Origin of the sequence: Limnohabitans sp. Rim28 (genome assembly GCF_000293865.2) — a bacterium.
In the GTDB taxonomy this organism is placed as follows: domain Bacteria; phylum Pseudomonadota; class Gammaproteobacteria; order Burkholderiales; family Burkholderiaceae_C; genus Limnohabitans_A.
In genome coordinates, this window is record NZ_ALKN02000010.1 from 94888 (window position 1) to 110562 (window position 15675).

Below are 15675 nucleotides of genomic sequence, written 5' to 3' on the forward strand. Positions count from 1 at the left end.
AGACAAGCATGATGAAACGCAGAAATTTGGTGGCCCTGATTGCGGGCACTTTCTTGGTGGCCTCCAGCGCCATGGCCCAGTTTGCCGACCGCAACATCAAGTTCACCAATGGCGTGAACGAAGACCACCCTGTCGGTGTGGGCGTGAAGAAAATGCAAGAAGTTTTGGCGGCCAAAACCGGCGGCAAGATGAAGATCACCGCCTTCTGGGGTGGTGCAGCGGGCGGCGATTTGCCCGCCACACAGGCTTTGCGTGCAGGTACGCAAGAGATGGTTTGCACCTCCAGCTCACCGCTGGTGGGCATCATCAAAGAGTTGGGTGTGTTCGACTTGCCTTTCCTGTTTGCCAATGAAAAAGAAGCCGATGCGGTCCTGGATGGTGCAGCTGGCAGGTACTTCAATGCCAAGCTCGAAGCCGCAGGCCTGGTGAACCTGGCGTATTGGGAAAACGGTTTCCGTAACCTCACCAACAGCAAGCGTCCCGTCACCAAGTTGGAAGATTTTGAAGGCGTCAAAGTTCGCGTGATGCAGAACAACATCTTCTTGGACACCTTCAGGACACTGGGCACCAATGCCGTGCCCATGGCTTTTGGCGAGGTGTTCACCGCACTGGAAACCAAGACCATCGACGGTCAGGAAAACCCCTTCGTGACGATTGAGACGTCCAAGTTCAACGAAGTGCAGCGTTTCTTGAGTGTGACGCGACATGCCTACACGCCTTTCCTGATTCTTTACAGCAAAAAGCTGTGGGATCAGCTGAACCCACAAGAGCAGGCGGTGTTGCGTGAAGCCGCCCTGGAAGGCCAAAAGGTTCAGCGTGCCGCCAACCGTGCACTGAACGAAAGATCTTTGGCTTCTCTCAAAACCAAGGGCATGCAGGTCAACGAAGTCAGCGCTGCTGAGCAAAACCGCATCCGCGCACGCGTGGCTTCGGTGTATGACAAGCACAAAGACTCGATTGGCGCCGATGCCATCAAGGTGGTGCAAGACGAGCTGCGCAAGTCACGCGGCGGTTGATTGTCAACCCCGTCTCGATGCCACGTTTGCAGTGCATTGGGTCCACGAGCTCCACAGCCACAAGCTGTGGGGCTTTTTTAACGACGGAACAGGTGTTCACATGAAAATCACGCAGCTTGAGACCATCCGTCTGGGCGAGTTTCCCAACATCATCTGGGTGCGCGTGCACACCGATGAGGGCTTGGTGGGCCTCGGTGAAACTTTCATGGGCGCGCAAGCGGTGGAGGCTTATCTGCACGAATGGGTGGCCCCCAAATTGGTCGGCCAAGACCCTCTGGCCATCGAGTCACGCCAGCGCGACATCACCGGCTATTTGGGCTGGCGTGGGTCCGGGGTCGAGACTCGTGGCAACTCAGCGGTGGACATCGCGCTGTGGGACATTTTTGGCAAAGCCGCGGGCATGCCGGTGTACACGGCTTTGGGTGGTAAGAGCCGAGATGAGATCCGCGTGTACAACACCTGCGCGGGTTACCAATACATCCGCAGCAACGTCAACCAGACCAGCAGCAACTGGGGTTTGGGCAACAACGCCGGGCCTTACGAAGACCTGCAAGGCTTTTTGCACCGCGCCGACGAGGTGGCCGAGTCGCTGCTTTCCGAGGGCATCACGGGCATGAAGATTTGGCCTTTTGATGTGGCTGCAGAAAAGTCGCACGGCCAGTACATCAGCCCGCAAGACCTGAACACCGCCTTGGAGCCATTCCGCAAGATCCGCCGTGCGGTGGGCGACAAGATGGACATCATGGTGGAGTTCCACAGCCTGTGGCGTTTGCCGATGGCGCAAAAGATTTCAAGGGCCTTGCAGGAGTTCGACACCTTCTGGCATGAGGACGCGATCCGCATGGACAGCCTCGATTTGCTCAAGCAATACGCGGTGGACTGCAAGGCGCTGATTTGTGCGAGCGAGACGCTCAGCTACAAATGGGGTTTCAAGGATTATTTGCAAACCGGTGTGGCGGGTGTGGCCATGCTCGACCTGAGTTGGTGCGGTGGCCTGACCGAGGCCCGCAAGATCGCCGCCATGGCCGACGCTTGGCAATTGCCCGTGGCCCCGCACGACTGCACTGGGCCTGTGGTGTGGGCCGCGTCTACACACCTGTCGCTGCACGCGCCCAATGCGCTCATTCAAGAGAGCGTGCGTGCCTTCTACAGCGGCTGGTACAAAGAATTGGTGACCGAGTTACCGCAAGTGAAGAACGGCATGATCAGCCTGAATGACAAGCCGGGTTTGGGGCTGGAGTTGTTGCCCGACTTGCACAAGCGGGCTGATGCGGTGATGCGCATCAGCGCTTGATCAACCGCGACCCACAAACGGCATGTTGGTCGCCATCACGGTGGTGAACAAGATGTTGGCCGACAGAGGCAGGCGGGCCATGGTCAGGAAGGTCTCGACCACGGCGCTCATGTCCATGCGCGGTTCGGCCTTGATGGTCAGGTCGGCCTGGTGGACGCCAGAAGCCATTTTGAGGGTCATGTCTGAGGCCACGTTGCCGATGTCGATTTGACCCACCGCGATGCTGTACGGGCGGCCATCGAGCGAGGCTGCGCGGGTCAGGCCCGAGACGGCGTGTTTGGTTGCCGTGTAGGCAATGGAGCCCGGGCGAGGTACATGGGCCGAGATCGAGCCATTGTTGATGATGCGGCCGCCTTGTGGGCTTTGCGCTTGCATCAGCTTGAAGGCATGCGACAGGGTGTAGAACGCGCCATTCAGGTTGATGTCCACCGCACGGCGCCATTCGTCACCCGACAGGTCGCCTGGCAAGGTGTAGGGCAGCGAGATGCCCGCATTGTTGAACACCAGATCGAGGCGGCCAAAGCGCGAGCGAACCTGCTCGAACAGGGCTTTGACTTCGGGCTCTTTGGACAGATCGGTCGGGATGGCGTGGGCGTGGCCAGCGTTGGGGCCTGCTTCGGCCACGGCAGCCGCCAGCGCGTCGGCACGGCGACCAACCAGAACCACTTGCCAGCCTTCTTGGAGCAGGGCCAGGGCGCAGGCTTTGCCAATACCTGAGCTGGCACCGGTGACGAGGGCGATTTTGGACATGGTGTGAACTTTCTTGTGAGGGCTGGAAAAACCAGTGATTTTCAGGCGTTTTGAAAAGAAATCTGTACCTTGAGCGACTGGCTTTTGTCGGCGGCCAGATCAAAGGCTTCGATGGCGCGCTCCACCGGCAAGATGCCGGTGATGACGGGCTTGCCGTTGACCAGGCCTTCGTTCAAAAAGCGCACGGCGGTGGCGAATTCGGCGTGAAAGCGGAAGGTACCGCGCAGGTCCACCTCTTTGGCCACGATCTGCGTCATGGGCAGGCTGATGTCGCCGCCCATGCCCACGGTGATCAGCACGCCACGCGGCACGATGGTGTCCAGGCCTGCGCGCAAAGCGGCCTCACTGCCGGAGGCTTCAAACACCACATCGAATTGACCTTTGTCCAACTTGTAGGCGTCCAGCGCTTGGGGCTGTGTTTTCAGGTTGATGGTCTCGTCTGCGCCCATCGCTTTGGCGCATTTCAAAGGCAAGTCGGCGATGTCGGCAGCCACGATGCGCGCTGCACCGGCGCGGCGCAAAGCGCCAATGAGCAGCGAGCCAATCGGGCCGCAACCCGTCACCAAGACGTGCTTGCCCAGCACGTTGCCTGCGCGTTGGATCGCGTGCAAGCCCACCGACAAAGGTTCGGCCAGTGCGGCCTCAGACAGACTCAGGTGGTCAGCAATCGGGTGGGCTTGGTAAGCCTCGATGATGATTTGCTCGCTGAAAGCCCCCTGGATGTGTGGGAAGGGCATGGCGCTGCCGTAAAAACGCATGTGGAGGCAATGGTTGTGCTGGCCCGCTTGGCAAAAGCGGCAGTGGCCGCAAGGCCGCGAAGGCGAGATGGCGATGCGCTGGCCTTTGGCGATGCCGTTGGCTTGGCTGCCTAAACCGTCGACCACGCCCGAAACTTCGTGCCCCAGGGCAATGGGTTGCTTGATGCGCACGGTGCCAAAACCGCCGTGCTGGTAGTAGTGCAGGTCCGAGCCGCAAATGCCGCCATAGGCCACATTCACGCGCAGCTGGTGCTCACCCAAAGCGGGCAGTTCGGTGTTTTCAATGCGCAGGTCTTGGGCCGAGTGGCAAACAACGGATTTCATGGCAAGTCTCTTGTGTTGAATCAGGAAAGCATCTTAGAGGGTCGCGGTCACGCCACCATCGACATAGAGAATGTGGCCGTTCACAAAGCGTGAGGCGTCGCTGGCCAAAAAGACCGCCGCGCCGCCCAGGTCTTGCACATCACCCCAGCGGCGGCTGGGTGTGCGGCCCACCAGCCAGCTGCTGAACGTGGGGTCATCAACCAACTTTTGGTTGAGTTCGGTCTTGAAGTAACCCGGTCCAATGCCGTTGACCTGAATGCCAAACTGGCCCCAATCAATCGCCATGCCTTTGGTCAGCATTTTCACCGCGCCTTTGGTCGCGGTGTAGGGCGCGATGCCGGGGCGACCCAGCTCACTTTGCACCGAGCAGATGTTGATGATCTTGCCGCGACCGCGTGGGATCATCTTTTTAGCCACCGCCTGGCCCACGAAATACACGCTGTCCAGGTTGGTCTTCATGATCGTGTGCCAGTCTTCATCCTGGTATTCGTGCAGCGGTCCGCGAATTTGCATGCCTGCGTTGTTGATCAAAATATCGATGGGCCCTTCGGTCTCGATGTGCGCCACCGCCTCGCGCACTGGGTTGGCCTCGGTCACATCAAATACCGCCGTGCTGACCGAGAAGCCTTGGGTTTGCAGCGCTTGTGCTGCGGCCTCTACCTTGCTGGCCGTGCGGCCATTCAAGATGACATGGGCTCCCGCTTGTGCCAAGGCCTCTGCCAAGGCCAAGCCAATGCCGGCGGAGGAGCCGGTGATCAAGGCGCGGCGGCCGGATAAATTGAAGGCGTCCAGAACATTCATCGCATCAGCATCCATTTGAGCGGCACCATCACCAAGCTGGGGAAGGCGATCAGCGAGCCCATCACCACCACCTGGGATATCAAGAAAGGCATGACACCACGGATGACGTCGTGCATCGGAATGCGGCCTACGCCGCACACCACGTTGAGCACCGTACCCACCGGCGGGGTGAGCAAGCCGATGGCGTTGTTCATGATGAACAGCACGCCAAAATACACGGGGTCAATGCCTGCTTCGCGCACCAGGGGCATCAGCACGGGCGTGAGGATCAGCACCGTGGGCGCAAAGTCCAGCGCGGTGCCCACAATCATCACCAGCAACATCAGCATGACCATCAGCAGGGTTTTGTTGTCGATGAACGGCCGCAAAATTTCGACAATTTGAGCCGGAATATTGGCCACTGTGATGAGCCAAGCCGATACCAGCGCTGCGGCCACGAGGAACATCACCACGGAGGATGTTTTGGCCGCTGACAGGATGATGCGGTACAGGTCTTTGACCTTGATCTCGCGGTAGATGAACAGGCCGACAAACAGGGAATAGACCACCGCCACCACCGCCGCCTCGGTGGGTGTGAAGACGCCCATCTTCATGCCGCCGATGATGGTGATGGCCAGCAGGTAAGACCAAAACGCGTTGATGGTCACCGAGATGCGTTCTTTGAACGGCACTTTCTCGGCCACCTCCACCTGGTCCTTGCGGGCCACGATCCACCAGGTCACGATCAGGGCAAAACCCATCATGAGCCCTGGAAAAATGCCTGCCATGAACAGCTTGGAGATCGACACGCCGCCGATCACGCCAAACAAGATGAAGCCAATCGAAGGCGGAATCACGGGTGCGATGATGCCGCCCGCTGCGATCAGTCCAGCCGATCGGTCCATCCGGTAACCGGCTTTGCGCATCATGGGCAGCAAGACGGCGGCCAGCGCTGCCGTGTCGGCCACGGCCGAGCCCGATAAGCTGGCCATGACGATGGCCGCAAACACCGCCACATAACCCAAGCCGCCGCGGAAGTGGCCGACCCAGACCATGGCCGAATTGACAATGCGCCGGCTCATGCCGCCTGCATTCATCAACTCACCGGCCAGCATGAAAAAGGGCACGGCCATCAGCGGAAAGTTGTCGGCCCCGTTGATCAGGTTTTGCGACACGATTTGTGTGTCGAAATTGTCCATGTGCAACATCAAAGCCACGCCTGAGACCAGCAGTGAGAAGGCCAGTGGCATGCCCAGCGCCATGGCAGCGAGCAGCGAAACAATGAACACCAGCACGGTCATTTTTGGGCCCCTTGGGTGTGGGCGGTCACGACCTCTTCAGAGTCTTGTATCTGGATCAAGTCGCTCTCCTGGAAGTTGCCCTTGGCCAGCTTCACCAGCTTGCCCAAAATCATCAGGCCCATGGCGACGCTGGTGATGTAGCCCACGCCATAGACCCAGCTCATGGGAATCTCGGTCACGGCCGAGCGCGTGGTGGCGTTGATGCCGTGTTGTTTGAAAGTGCCGTAAAACATCAGCACACAGCAGCCCAGCATCAGCAGGTTGGAGACCGTGAAAGCCACTTTTTTGCCGCGAAGGCTGAGCTTGCGCACGATGGAGTCCAAGCCCAGGTGACCGTTTTCACGCATGGTCACGATGGCACCCAAAAAGGTGATCCAGATGAACAAAAACCGCGACAACTCTTCGGAGCTGATGATCCCGTCGTTGAAGCCGTAGCGCAGCACCACATTGCCAAACACCATGATCACCATGGCCGACAACATGATGACCAGCGTGACTTCGGCCAGCTTGAAGAAAAGGTCGTTGATTTTTTTCATACGTCATTCACAAAAAAGCCCCCTCCTAAGAGGGGGCGTGATGTCACTCAAACCATCACTTGGTGTCTTCGATGGCCTTGAGCAAAGCCGGGCCGTTTTTCTCACCAAAAGTCTTGGCGATTTCTGCCGACACGATCTTCTGGAACGGGGCCATGTCCACCTTCTCGATCACCTGCATGCCGGACTTCTTCAGATCGGCCACCACCTTGCCCGCGTTGGAGGCATTCAAATTGCGTTGGAAAGTGGCCGCTTCGCGAGCTGCATCGACCATGACTTTTTGGTAGTTGGCGGGCAGGCTGTCGAACTTGGCCTTGTTCATCGCCACCACCAGGGGCGAGTACACGTGGTTGCTCACCGTCAGGTGCTTTTGCACTTCGTAAAACTTGGACGACCAGGTCACGTTGATCGGGTGCTCTTGGGCGTCAAAGGTGCCGGTTTCCAGGGCGGTGTACAGCTCGGCAATCGGCATGGGCGAGGGGTTCATGCCCAGCAGACGGAAGGCCTGGATGTGGTAGGGGTTGGGTGTGGAGCGGATCTTCAGGCCCTTCAAGTCCTCGGGCTTGTTGACCGGGCGCTTGTTGTTGGTGAAGGCGCGCCAGCCGTTTTCCCAATAGGCCAAGCCTTTCAAGCCGTGGGGTGTCAGCTCATTGAGCACGCTGGTGCCGACCGCACCATCCAGCACGTTGTAGGCGTGTTGCGCGCTGCGAAATACAAAGGGCAATTCCATGGCCGCGGTGTTGGGCACGATGCCATTGAAGTTGGAGGCACCGCTGGAGACGATGTCGATCGTACCGCCGCGTGTACCGTTGATCATGGCCGCGTCGTTGCCCAATTGGTTGGCTGGGAACACGGTGATTTCGACGTCGCCATTGGTGCGTTGCTTGACGAGTTCAGCCAGCTTCAGGGCGGCGGCGTGCTGGCCGTCGGTGGGGTTGACCGCGTGCCCCATTTTCAGGTTGAACTTGGCGGCGTAAGCGCTGGAGCCGACGGCGGCCACAAGGCAGGCGAGAAGGATGCGGGAAAGTTTCATGGTGTTGTCTCCTGGTTGAAAAGCGGGGTTGAAAAAGCTCAATCGGTGGGCAGCGCGAATTCTTGGGCGCTGAAGACGGTATGGAACACGGTGCCATCGAACATGGCGATCATGTCTTTGGACACTTCTTTGCTCTTCAGGCGCACCTCGGAGGCCAGGGCGATCTCGATCGCCTCGCGGCTGGGGTAGCGCACGGCCAACACCATGCCGAAGTGCGGGTCCTGGGTGTCGCTTTCGACCTGCCGCAACACGCGCACTTCTTGGGCGCCGGGAAAACGTGTCCACAGGGGCACCAGGTTCTCTCGGATGTAGCGGTTGAAGGCTTCTTCAAGACCGGGTTTGACTTGGCCTTGGAAAAATGCACAGCGGATGAACATGAGGAATCCTTGTTGAAAATCAAATTGCCGGGTGCAGGCGGCTGCGCAAAGCCTGAAGCGCTTGCGCGACGATCTCGTGCACAGGTTCGGTGATGGGCAGGCGAATGACATCGGTTTCATCGGCCTGGGGTTTTTCAAGGGCGAGGAACTGGCTGTCGAGCAAGTCTGGCTGCATGTAGTGGCCCACGCGTTGGCGCATGCGCTGCGCAATCAAATCAACAGCCCCGTCGAGAAAGACAAAACACACATCGCCCGCTTGGTCCCGGATGCGGTCGCGGTACGCCCGCTTGAGGGCCGAGCAGGCCACCACGCGCCCTCGCGGGTGTTCTTGCGCCAGGTACTTCCCGATGCGGTCAAGCCAGGGCCAGCGGTCAAGGTCTTGCAGGGCAATGCCCGCCCTCATCTTGGCCACGCTCTCAGGCAGGTGCAGGTCATCGCCGTCCACCATGTCCAAGTTCAGGCTTTCGCTCAAGGCGGCAGCCATGGTCGATTTGCCGCAACCGGAAACGCCCATGACGATCAGTCGCAAAGGTGGGGTGTTCATGCCGTGCCGTCAATCATGTGCCCAGAAAGGTCTTGAACTCGGGCACCGGCGTGCGCAGGGGCTGGCCCGAAATGCCTGCCTGCATGTTGGCAAAAGCCAGATCGGCCATGGCCTGGCGAGTCTCTGTGGTGGCACTGGCCATGTGCGGGGTCAGCACCACATTGCGCAGGCGCCACAGCGCTTCGGGCACGTTCGGCTCGTTGGCGAACACATCCAGGCCTGCGCCTGCGATGGTGCCGTTTTGCAAGGCGGTGATCAGGGCTGCTTCATCGACGACGCTGCCACGCGCCACGTTGATCAAAAAGCCGCGCGGCCCCAATGCCTTCAACACCTCGGCGTTGATCAGGTGTTGGGTCCCTGCGCCGCCAGGCGTGATGGCCACCAAAAAATCCACGTTTGCCGCCAGCTCGGCCGCATGGGGGTAAAACTGAAAACCCGAATCGGGTTTTTCGCCGCGGGCGGTGTAGGCGATCGACATGCCGAAAGCCTGCGCCCGTTGTGCGATGGCCTTGCCAATGCGGCCCAGGCCCAAGATGCCCATGCGTGCCCCCGAGACCTTGCGGCCCAAAGCCATGGGTCCGCCAGGCCACTGTCCTGCACGCACAAACTGGTCCGCTTGCGGAATGGCCCGTCCCACCGACAGCACCAGACCCATGGCCAGGTCAGCCACATCGTCGGTCAGCACATCTGGGGTGTGTGTCACGGGAATGCCGTGTTCGATGGCCGCAGGCACGTCCACACCGTCGTAGCCCACACCAAATACCGCCACCACTTTGGCGTTGGGCAACTGCGCGAGCAAGCTGCGCGGCACGCTGGCCTCTCCTGTGCCCGCCACACCCACGATGCGTGGTGCCAGCGCAGCAAATGCGGCGGGATCGGTCACATGGGTGCGGTCGTGCACGGTGTACAGCGTCTCTAGGGCTTTTTGGTAGAAGGGGTGCAGTTTGGCCACAGCCAGCACATCGGGTTTGGACAATTCACAACTCCTGCTTTTGAGTTTTGGACAGCGCTGTCCAAAAGGATTAAAAAAACGCCACACTGGATGAGGGCCTATTCCTGAGCCTGTCCGGACGATGGAAACTCGGCCAAAATCAGCCCTCAAAATCTGTGGGATAGCGCTATCCTATAGATTTTGTGGCCCATCATTTCTCCGCATAAACCCTTGCCAAGTCCACTTGAACAGACCAAAAAACACCGCGCTTCCGGTCGCATCACCCTGAGCGATGTGGCCCGCGCCGCGGGTGTCAGCCCCAGCACCGTGTCGCGGGCGCTGCGGGGAGAACGGGCGGTGGACCCGGCCCTGATCGAGCGGGTGAGGACTGTGTCGGACATGCTCGGCTACGTACCCGACCCTGCGGCTCGGGCGCTGGCCTCTCAGCGCAGTGACCACGTGGGCATCCTGATTCCACTGCTGTCCAATGCTTTGTTTGTGGACCTGCTTGACGCCGCACAAACCAGTTTTCGCGCAGCCGGTTACCAGACCCTCATGGGCGTGACGCACTACAAGTCCAGCGAAGAAGAACAACTGCTGCGTGAGCAATTGCTGCACCGACCGGCCGGTTTGCTGGTCACTGGGTTGGATCACAACCCGGCTACGCGACAGTTGATGGCCCGCAGCCAAGTGCCCTGCGTGCACCTGATGGATTTGCCTGCCAGCGACGGCGATGCCTTGTATTGTGTGGGTTTTCGTCAAACCGATGCTGGCGCAGCCATGACGCGGCATCTGTTGGCGAGCGGCCGCCGCCGCATCGCTTTTGCCGCAGCGCAACTAGATCCACGGGTGATGCAGCGACTTTATGGATGGCGTCACGCCTTGCAAGAGGCCGGAGCCTTCGATCCCACGCTGGAATTCCTCAACCCCGCGCCCTCATCGTTGGCTTTGGGGGGCTTGATGTTCGAGCAAATCATGCAGCAGCGTCCAGCCGTGGACGCCATCTTTTTTTGCAACGACGACTTGGCCCAAGGCGCTTTGATGGCGGCGTTGCGAAGGGGGGTATCGGTCCCGCAGCAAGTGGCCATTGCTGGTTTCAACGACCTGACCGGTAGCGACCAAATGCTGCCCACCTTGACCACCGTGCGCACGCCGCGTGCCCGCATTGGCCAGGCGGCCGCCGAAATGCTGCTGACCCTGATGCGCGGCGAGGAGCCCGCTCAACCCCAACTCGACTTGGGCTTTGAAATCGTGCTGCGCCAGAGCAGCTGACAGACCGACACTTTTGTGCCAGCCCCTGCGCGCTTGTTCAGCGGGGGCCATGCAGCACATTGGCCAGCGCTTCCCCCCGGCTCAGGCGGGCAATGTTTTCTGCCAGTGTTTCCTGGCGGCGGCGCACAGTGCCTGCAGTCCAACCCGACATGTGGGGCGTCATGAGCACATTGTCCAGCGCCGCGAAATCGAACTTCGAGGGTGTGCATGTCTTGTGTGTGGGTGTGGGTGTGGGGTATTGGTACCAGGTGTCAATCACGGCACCACCTATTTGGCGCGCCATCAGTGCGTCATAGAGCGCTTTTTCTTCGATCACCGCGCCGCGTCCCACATTCATCAGCACGGCATCAGGTCGCATGGCTGCGATCGCGCGTGCATTCACCAAGCCCGCCGTGTTGTCGGTCAATGGCAGGCTGACCACCACCGCATCGGCGCTGGCCATGAAGGCCTGCAAACCATCCAGCGTCCAGCTTTGGTCCACCAAGGGGTGGCTGATGGGGCTGCGGTTGGCCACATGGATCCGCATGCCAAAGCTTTTGGCGCGGTGCGCTACGGCCTGCGCGATGTGCCCAAAGCCCAGCAGACCCAGGGTTTGGGTGCCCATTTCAGAGCGCAGCGCCGACGGGCGACCGGCCCAAAACGTCCATCGCCCTTGGCGCAGGTCTTGGTCAGCACGGGTCAGTGGCACATGGCGCATCAGCAAGGCCGCCATCACGTATTCGGCGATCGCTCTCTCGTGCCCAAAACAATTGGCCAGCACACATTGCGCGGGCAGCAGCGCGGTAGCGATGGCATCGGTGCCAGCAGCCGGAGCGTGGAACAAACGTGCCTTCAGGGGTTGGGGCATGGCGCTGTTGAGCTGGATGCCGATGACCACGTCCGCGTTTTCATACAACGTTCGCTCGCCTGGCTGGTCCAGGCCATCGCTCAGGTCGCTGATGCGGTGATGGGGTGCTATCAATGCCTCAAAACCTTGGCGAAAATTGGCCGCATTTTGGCCGTGAAAAACGATGTTCAAAGGTGCAGTGTTCATAGCGGCTCGAATTGGCAAAAGGTGCGAGGCCAGGCGCTGAGGGTCTGGCCTGCTGGCTCAGCGACAATCGGACCTTCATTTTGATGGAAGAACAGCCCCATGACCCCGCTGAAAAAAGTCATTCTCTTCACCGACACCGATGGCCGTGCCCGTTTTCGCGATGAATGGGTGCCCCTGACCGAAGGCACGCCCCAAAGCCAGTTGTCGGCCCTGATGGCGGCCAGCGCCTGCCAGTTGCGCCAAAGCCCGGTGGGTTTTCGCAGCAGCTTTCATTGCACCGGCAACCCGCAGTGGCTGTTTGTGTTGGGCGGCCAGATGGAGATTTTTTTGCAAGATGGCAGCTCGCGCACCTTTGGCCCGGGTGAGTTTTTTTACTCGGCTGATACCTTGCCTGAAGGGGCCACGTTTGACCCTGCTGTGCACGGCCACTGGAGCCGCCAAGTTGGGCCAGACCCCCTGGTGACCTTGTTCGTGCGGGACTGATTCAGCCTGTCCATCAGGCAAAAAAAGAGCCCGCGTTGGGCGGGCTCTGTTCATGGGGAAGGGGGCCGATCAGCGACCGAAGCCACGGCCGCCGCCGCCGCCACCGTTGCCACCCCGGTTGCCGCCGCCATAACCGCCGCCACCGCCACGGCGGCCGCTGCTGGCCAAGCTGTCGATGCTGGTGCGTGTTGGGTCAGGCTGGCCGCTGCTGCGCACGGGCTTGCGGTTGGGCAAGTCCAGTCGCGCAAATTGCGTGGTTTTCAGGGGGTCAATGTGGCGCGGCAACTCGTCACCGTCGTTGCGGTGGCGGTCCTGCCCACCCTGACCACCTTGTGGGCCGCGACCAGGTCCACGGCCGTCATGACGTGGACCGCGTGGCGCGGGACGGCCTTGGCCATCGCCGCGGTTGTCGAAACGTGGATCGCCGCGTTGCTCTTGGCCTCGTCCGCCATCACGTCCACCCTCTCGGCGTGCATCGCCTTGGCCTTCAAATCGGGGCGCACCTTGGGGGCTGTTGCGGCGTGAAGGTGCTGGACCGTTGCGCGGCGCACGCGCTGGGCCTTGGCCCTCGCCCCGTGCTTGGCGCTGACCTTGGCCGCCACCACCCCCTACGGCGACTTTGTTGTCGCGGATGCGTTGCATCATGTCCTGGCGAGCGGCCTTGGCGGCTGCGGCCATCACATCTCGGCTGGGGGGCTTGCCTGCACCGCCCCAAAGGGTCTGGCGACCCATGGCGATGGGCTCGGCCACTTCCCCTGGCTCGGGACCAAAACCTTCGAGCAACTGGACTGGAATCTCTTGCTTGGTGAAGCGTTCGATGTCCATCATGAAGCCTTCTTCATCCAGGCACACCAGGCTCACGGCTTCGCCGCTGGCGCCCGCACGACCTGTGCGGCCAATGCGGTGCACGTAGTCTTCCGACACGTTCGGGATTTCAAAGTTGACGACGTGCGGCAAGTCTTCGATGTCGATGCCGCGTGCGGCAATGTCGGTGGCCACCAAAGCGCGAATCTCACCGCTCTTGAAACCGGCCAAAGCCTGGGTGCGCGCTGTCTGGCTCTTGTTGCCGTGCAGGGCCATGGCCTTGACGCCGTTTTTGGTCAAGAAATCGGCCACGTTGTTGGCGCCGAACTTGGTGCGCGTGAACACCAACACCTGGCTCCAGTCGTGCTTTTGGATGATGTGCAACAACACGTCTTTTTTCTTGCTGCGGCCCACGGGGTGGATCACTTGTGTGATGCGTTGTACCGTGGTGTTGCTGGGCGTGACCTGAATGCTTTGCGGGTCTTTGAGCAAGTTGGCCGCGAGTTCGCGGATTTCGTCACTGAAGGTGGCCGAGAACAACAAGCTTTGCTTGTCTTTGGGCACCAAGGCCAGCACTTTTTTCACGTCGTGGATGAAGCCCATGTCCAACATGCGGTCGGCTTCGTCGAGCACCAGCATTTCGATGCCGGACAGGTCCAAAAAGCCTTGGCCTTGCAAGTCCAGCAAGCGGCCGGGTGTGGCCACCAAGATGTCCACACCTTTTTTGACTTTGCTGATTTGAGGGTTCATGCCCACGCCACCAAAAATCACGGTGGAGTCGAGCTTCAGGTATTTGCCGTAATCGCGCACAGACTCTTCGACCTGCGCGGCCAATTCACGGGTGGGCGTGAGCACCAAAGCGCGGATGGCTTTGCCGCCAAAGCGGTTTTGGCCGGGCTCACTCAGGCTCAGCTTGTGCAGCATGGGCAGGGTGAAGGCGGCGGTTTTGCCGGTGCCGGTTTGGGCGCCGGCCAGCAAGTCTTGTCCAGCCAGAACGGCGGGAATGGCTTGGGCCTGGATGGGGGTGGGGGTGTCGTAGCCGAGCTCGCGCACAGCTTGCATGATGGCCGGAGCCAGGTTCAATTCTTCAAAGTTCATTTTCTGAGCGCCATGTCCGGCGCTGGGTGTCGACTCAATCAATGCTGTTGGCAGTGACCAGTGTGGGTCGACAGGTCTTAGGGTGGGCATGGAAACCGCAGGCGCTTGTTTTGAGCGTTGCCCGGGTCAGGCCCCAGCAGAAGTGCTGATGTTGGAGCAACTGGAGGCCTCAACGAGTTGGATTGTCTCACAAAGCCAGCAAGGCGTTGCCAAGCACTGCTTTGACCGCCCAGAACCGTTCTTTGTACGTCATGGGTTCAAACCCCAATTCAATGCGCCAGCAGACCCGCCTAGACTGTTGGGCACCTGCATCCAATAACACTCGGGAGACCCCATGTCCATGAAAACCCCCAACACACGCCGCCATTGGTTGATGGCATCCACTGCCTTGGCCGCCGGCTTCGCCAGTTTGGCCATGGGCCCCGTCCATGCTCAAACGGCCACATGGCCGGCCAAGCCCATCAAAATCGTGGTGGCCTTTCCACCCGGCGGTCTGACCGATGCCATTGCCCGCAACTATGGTGACTTTCTGAGTGGCCGCTTGGGGGTACCGGTGGTTGTCGAAAACAGGCCCGGTGCAGGCGCCATCATCGGCATCGATGCGGTGGCCAAATCCGCAGCGGACGGTTACACCTTTGGCATGAGCACTTCGGGCACGTTTTGGCAAAACCGGGTCTTGTACGCCAAGTTGCCCCATAACTTGGACAAAGACCTGACCCCCGTGACCGTGTTCCCATCGGGCCCATTGGTCGTGGGCATCAACGACAAGATTCCGGCCAAAACCATGGCCGAGTTCGTGGCTTGGGCCAAAAAGAACAACACCTCCATGGGCACCTACGCCCCAGGCTCTTACCCGCACATGCTGGCCGACCAAACCAACCGCCAACAAGGTACTGCCATCCAATCGGTGCACTACAGGGGTGAGGCGCCCATGTGGCTCGATGTGGCGTCAGGGCAATTGCAAATCGCCGTGGGCAGTTTTCAGGCCTTCAATGCCGTGTCTACCCGGGGCGTGCGCGCCATTGGCGTGACTGGCAGCTACCGCTCTCCCAAGCTGCCCGATGTGCCCACCTTGACCGAGCAAGGCAATACCGAAAAGCTGGTCACGCTTGAAGGTGGCCTGCCTCTGGTGGCCCCAACAGGCACGCCCGAAGCCGTGCTCAAGCGCATGGCCGATGAAGCGGTGGCTTGGTCCAACACCGACAAAGCCGCCAAGCTGCGCGAAACCTTTGCCATCCCGAACAAGCCCAAAAACCTGGCGGCCACCCGCAAAGACTGGGAGGCCGAAGTGCCTGTCTGGATCAAGCTGGCGGTGGACTTGGGCATCAAGCTGGATTGAGAGGA

At 60.2% G+C, this 15675-nt stretch carries 16 protein-coding genes; 5 read left to right on the plus strand and 11 right to left on the minus strand.

The genetic code is table 11. The features are described 5' to 3' along the window. The first annotated feature begins 8 nt into the window (after positions 1–8). Positions 9–1016, plus strand: coding sequence for a TRAP transporter substrate-binding protein (locus tag B472_RS12365; RefSeq protein ID WP_019427722.1), 1008 nt, complete (start codon positions 9–11; stop codon positions 1014–1016). A gap of 100 nt (positions 1017–1116) precedes the next feature. Then, entirely contained in the window at positions 1117–2310 is a 1194-nt protein-coding gene (locus tag B472_RS12370; RefSeq protein WP_019427723.1) for a mandelate racemase/muconate lactonizing enzyme family protein, read from the plus strand. Here B472_RS12370 and B472_RS12375 read toward each other — a convergent pair whose 3' ends face one another. The 9 genes from B472_RS12375 to B472_RS12415 are packed head-to-tail and all read right to left on the minus strand — an operon-like array spanning position 2311 to position 9686. Beyond that, positions 2311–3060, minus strand: a complete 750-nt coding sequence (locus tag B472_RS12375) for an SDR family oxidoreductase (RefSeq protein WP_019427724.1) — start codon at positions 3058–3060, stop codon at positions 2311–2313. A gap of 41 nt (positions 3061–3101) precedes the next feature. Then, complete coding sequence (locus B472_RS12380) at positions 3102–4142, minus strand: L-idonate 5-dehydrogenase (RefSeq protein ID WP_019427725.1); 1041 nt, start codon at positions 4140–4142, stop codon at positions 3102–3104. 33 nt (positions 4143–4175) lie between these two features. Then, a complete protein-coding gene (locus B472_RS12385; protein ID WP_019427726.1) occupies positions 4176–4958 on the minus strand; it encodes a glucose 1-dehydrogenase in 783 nt (260 codons plus the stop codon). Further along, positions 4940–6223 (minus strand): TRAP transporter large permease, encoded by a 1284-nt coding sequence (locus B472_RS12390; RefSeq protein ID WP_019427727.1) that lies wholly within the window; start codon positions 6221–6223, stop codon positions 4940–4942. Before B472_RS12390 ends, B472_RS12385 begins: the two co-directional genes overlap by 19 nt. Continuing rightward, positions 6220–6759 carry a TRAP transporter small permease gene (locus tag B472_RS12395; protein WP_019427728.1) on the minus strand — a complete coding sequence of 180 codons (540 nt, stop codon included), beginning with the start codon at positions 6757–6759 and terminating at the stop codon, positions 6220–6222. Before B472_RS12395 ends, B472_RS12390 begins: the two co-directional genes overlap by 4 nt. Positions 6760–6814: 55 nt before the next feature. Continuing rightward, the gene (locus B472_RS12400) at positions 6815–7789 is read right to left on the minus strand and encodes a TRAP transporter substrate-binding protein (RefSeq protein ID WP_026039690.1); all 975 of its coding nucleotides are present in this window, start codon (positions 7787–7789) and stop codon (positions 6815–6817) included. A gap of 38 nt (positions 7790–7827) precedes the next feature. Beyond that, positions 7828–8166, minus strand: coding sequence for a hypothetical protein (locus B472_RS12405; RefSeq protein ID WP_019427730.1), 339 nt, complete (start codon positions 8164–8166; stop codon positions 7828–7830). A 19-nt stretch (positions 8167–8185) separates the two neighbouring features. Beyond that, the gene (locus B472_RS12410; protein WP_019427731.1) at positions 8186–8710 is read right to left on the minus strand and encodes a gluconokinase; all 525 of its coding nucleotides are present in this window, start codon (positions 8708–8710) and stop codon (positions 8186–8188) included. Between the two features lie 13 nt (positions 8711–8723). Beyond that, positions 8724–9686, minus strand: coding sequence for a 2-hydroxyacid dehydrogenase (locus B472_RS12415; RefSeq protein ID WP_019427732.1), 963 nt, complete (start codon positions 9684–9686; stop codon positions 8724–8726). Positions 9687–9872: 186 nt separating this feature from the next. On the opposite strand from B472_RS12415, the gene B472_RS12420 reads away from it, so the two are divergent. Beyond that, positions 9873–10913 carry a LacI family DNA-binding transcriptional regulator gene (locus B472_RS12420; RefSeq protein WP_019427733.1) on the plus strand — a complete coding sequence of 347 codons (1041 nt, stop codon included), beginning with the start codon at positions 9873–9875 and terminating at the stop codon, positions 10911–10913. Between the two features lie 37 nt (positions 10914–10950). Here B472_RS12420 and B472_RS12425 read toward each other — a convergent pair whose 3' ends face one another. Continuing rightward, a complete protein-coding gene (locus B472_RS12425; RefSeq protein WP_019427734.1) occupies positions 10951–11946 on the minus strand; it encodes a 2-hydroxyacid dehydrogenase in 996 nt (331 codons plus the stop codon). Positions 11947–12045: 99 nt separating this feature from the next. Here B472_RS12425 and B472_RS12430 point away from each other — a divergent pair, with 99 nt between their 5' ends. Further along, positions 12046–12429 carry a hypothetical protein gene (locus B472_RS12430; protein WP_019427735.1) on the plus strand — a complete coding sequence of 128 codons (384 nt, stop codon included), beginning with the start codon at positions 12046–12048 and terminating at the stop codon, positions 12427–12429. 69 nt (positions 12430–12498) lie between these two features. Here the strand turns inward: B472_RS12430 and B472_RS12435 are convergent, their stop codons facing one another. After that, positions 12499–14331, minus strand: a complete 1833-nt coding sequence (locus B472_RS12435) for a DEAD/DEAH box helicase (RefSeq protein ID WP_019427736.1) — start codon at positions 14329–14331, stop codon at positions 12499–12501. Positions 14332–14665: 334 nt separating this feature from the next. Between B472_RS12435 and B472_RS12445 the strand changes: the two genes are divergently transcribed. Beyond that, positions 14666–15670 carry a tripartite tricarboxylate transporter substrate binding protein gene (locus tag B472_RS12445; RefSeq protein ID WP_019427738.1) on the plus strand — a complete coding sequence of 335 codons (1005 nt, stop codon included), beginning with the start codon at positions 14666–14668 and terminating at the stop codon, positions 15668–15670. Positions 15671–15675: the final 5 nt, after the last annotated feature.

Excerpts from the sequence above, each read along its gene's own strand:
- B472_RS12395 (WP_019427728.1), bottom strand. The coding sequence starts at position 6,759 with ATGAAAAAAATCAACGACCTTTTCTTCAAGCTGGCCGAAGTCACGCTG.
- B472_RS12365 (WP_019427722.1), top strand. The coding sequence starts at position 9 with ATGATGAAACGCAGAAATTTGGTGGCCCTGATTGCGGGCACTTTCTTG.
- B472_RS12380 (WP_019427725.1), bottom strand. The coding sequence starts at position 4,142 with ATGAAATCCGTTGTTTGCCACTCGGCCCAAGACCTGCGCATTGAAAAC.
- B472_RS12445 (WP_019427738.1), top strand. The coding sequence starts at position 14,666 with ATGTCCATGAAAACCCCCAACACACGCCGCCATTGGTTGATGGCATCC.
- B472_RS12400 (WP_026039690.1), bottom strand. The coding sequence starts at position 7,789 with ATGAAACTTTCCCGCATCCTTCTCGCCTGCCTTGTGGCCGCCGTCGGC.
- B472_RS12430 (WP_019427735.1), top strand. The coding sequence starts at position 12,046 with ATGACCCCGCTGAAAAAAGTCATTCTCTTCACCGACACCGATGGCCGT.
- B472_RS12405 (WP_019427730.1), bottom strand. The coding sequence starts at position 8,166 with ATGTTCATCCGCTGTGCATTTTTCCAAGGCCAAGTCAAACCCGGTCTT.
- B472_RS12435 (WP_019427736.1), bottom strand. The coding sequence starts at position 14,331 with ATGAACTTTGAAGAATTGAACCTGGCTCCGGCCATCATGCAAGCTGTG.
- B472_RS12410 (WP_019427731.1), bottom strand. The coding sequence starts at position 8,710 with ATGAACACCCCACCTTTGCGACTGATCGTCATGGGCGTTTCCGGTTGC.
- B472_RS12370 (WP_019427723.1), top strand. The coding sequence starts at position 1,117 with ATGAAAATCACGCAGCTTGAGACCATCCGTCTGGGCGAGTTTCCCAAC.
- B472_RS12390 (WP_019427727.1), bottom strand. The coding sequence starts at position 6,223 with ATGACCGTGCTGGTGTTCATTGTTTCGCTGCTCGCTGCCATGGCGCTG.
- B472_RS12375 (WP_019427724.1), bottom strand. The coding sequence starts at position 3,060 with ATGTCCAAAATCGCCCTCGTCACCGGTGCCAGCTCAGGTATTGGCAAA.
- B472_RS12385 (WP_019427726.1), bottom strand. The coding sequence starts at position 4,958 with ATGGATGCTGATGCGATGAATGTTCTGGACGCCTTCAATTTATCCGGC.
- B472_RS12425 (WP_019427734.1), bottom strand. The coding sequence starts at position 11,946 with ATGAACACTGCACCTTTGAACATCGTTTTTCACGGCCAAAATGCGGCC.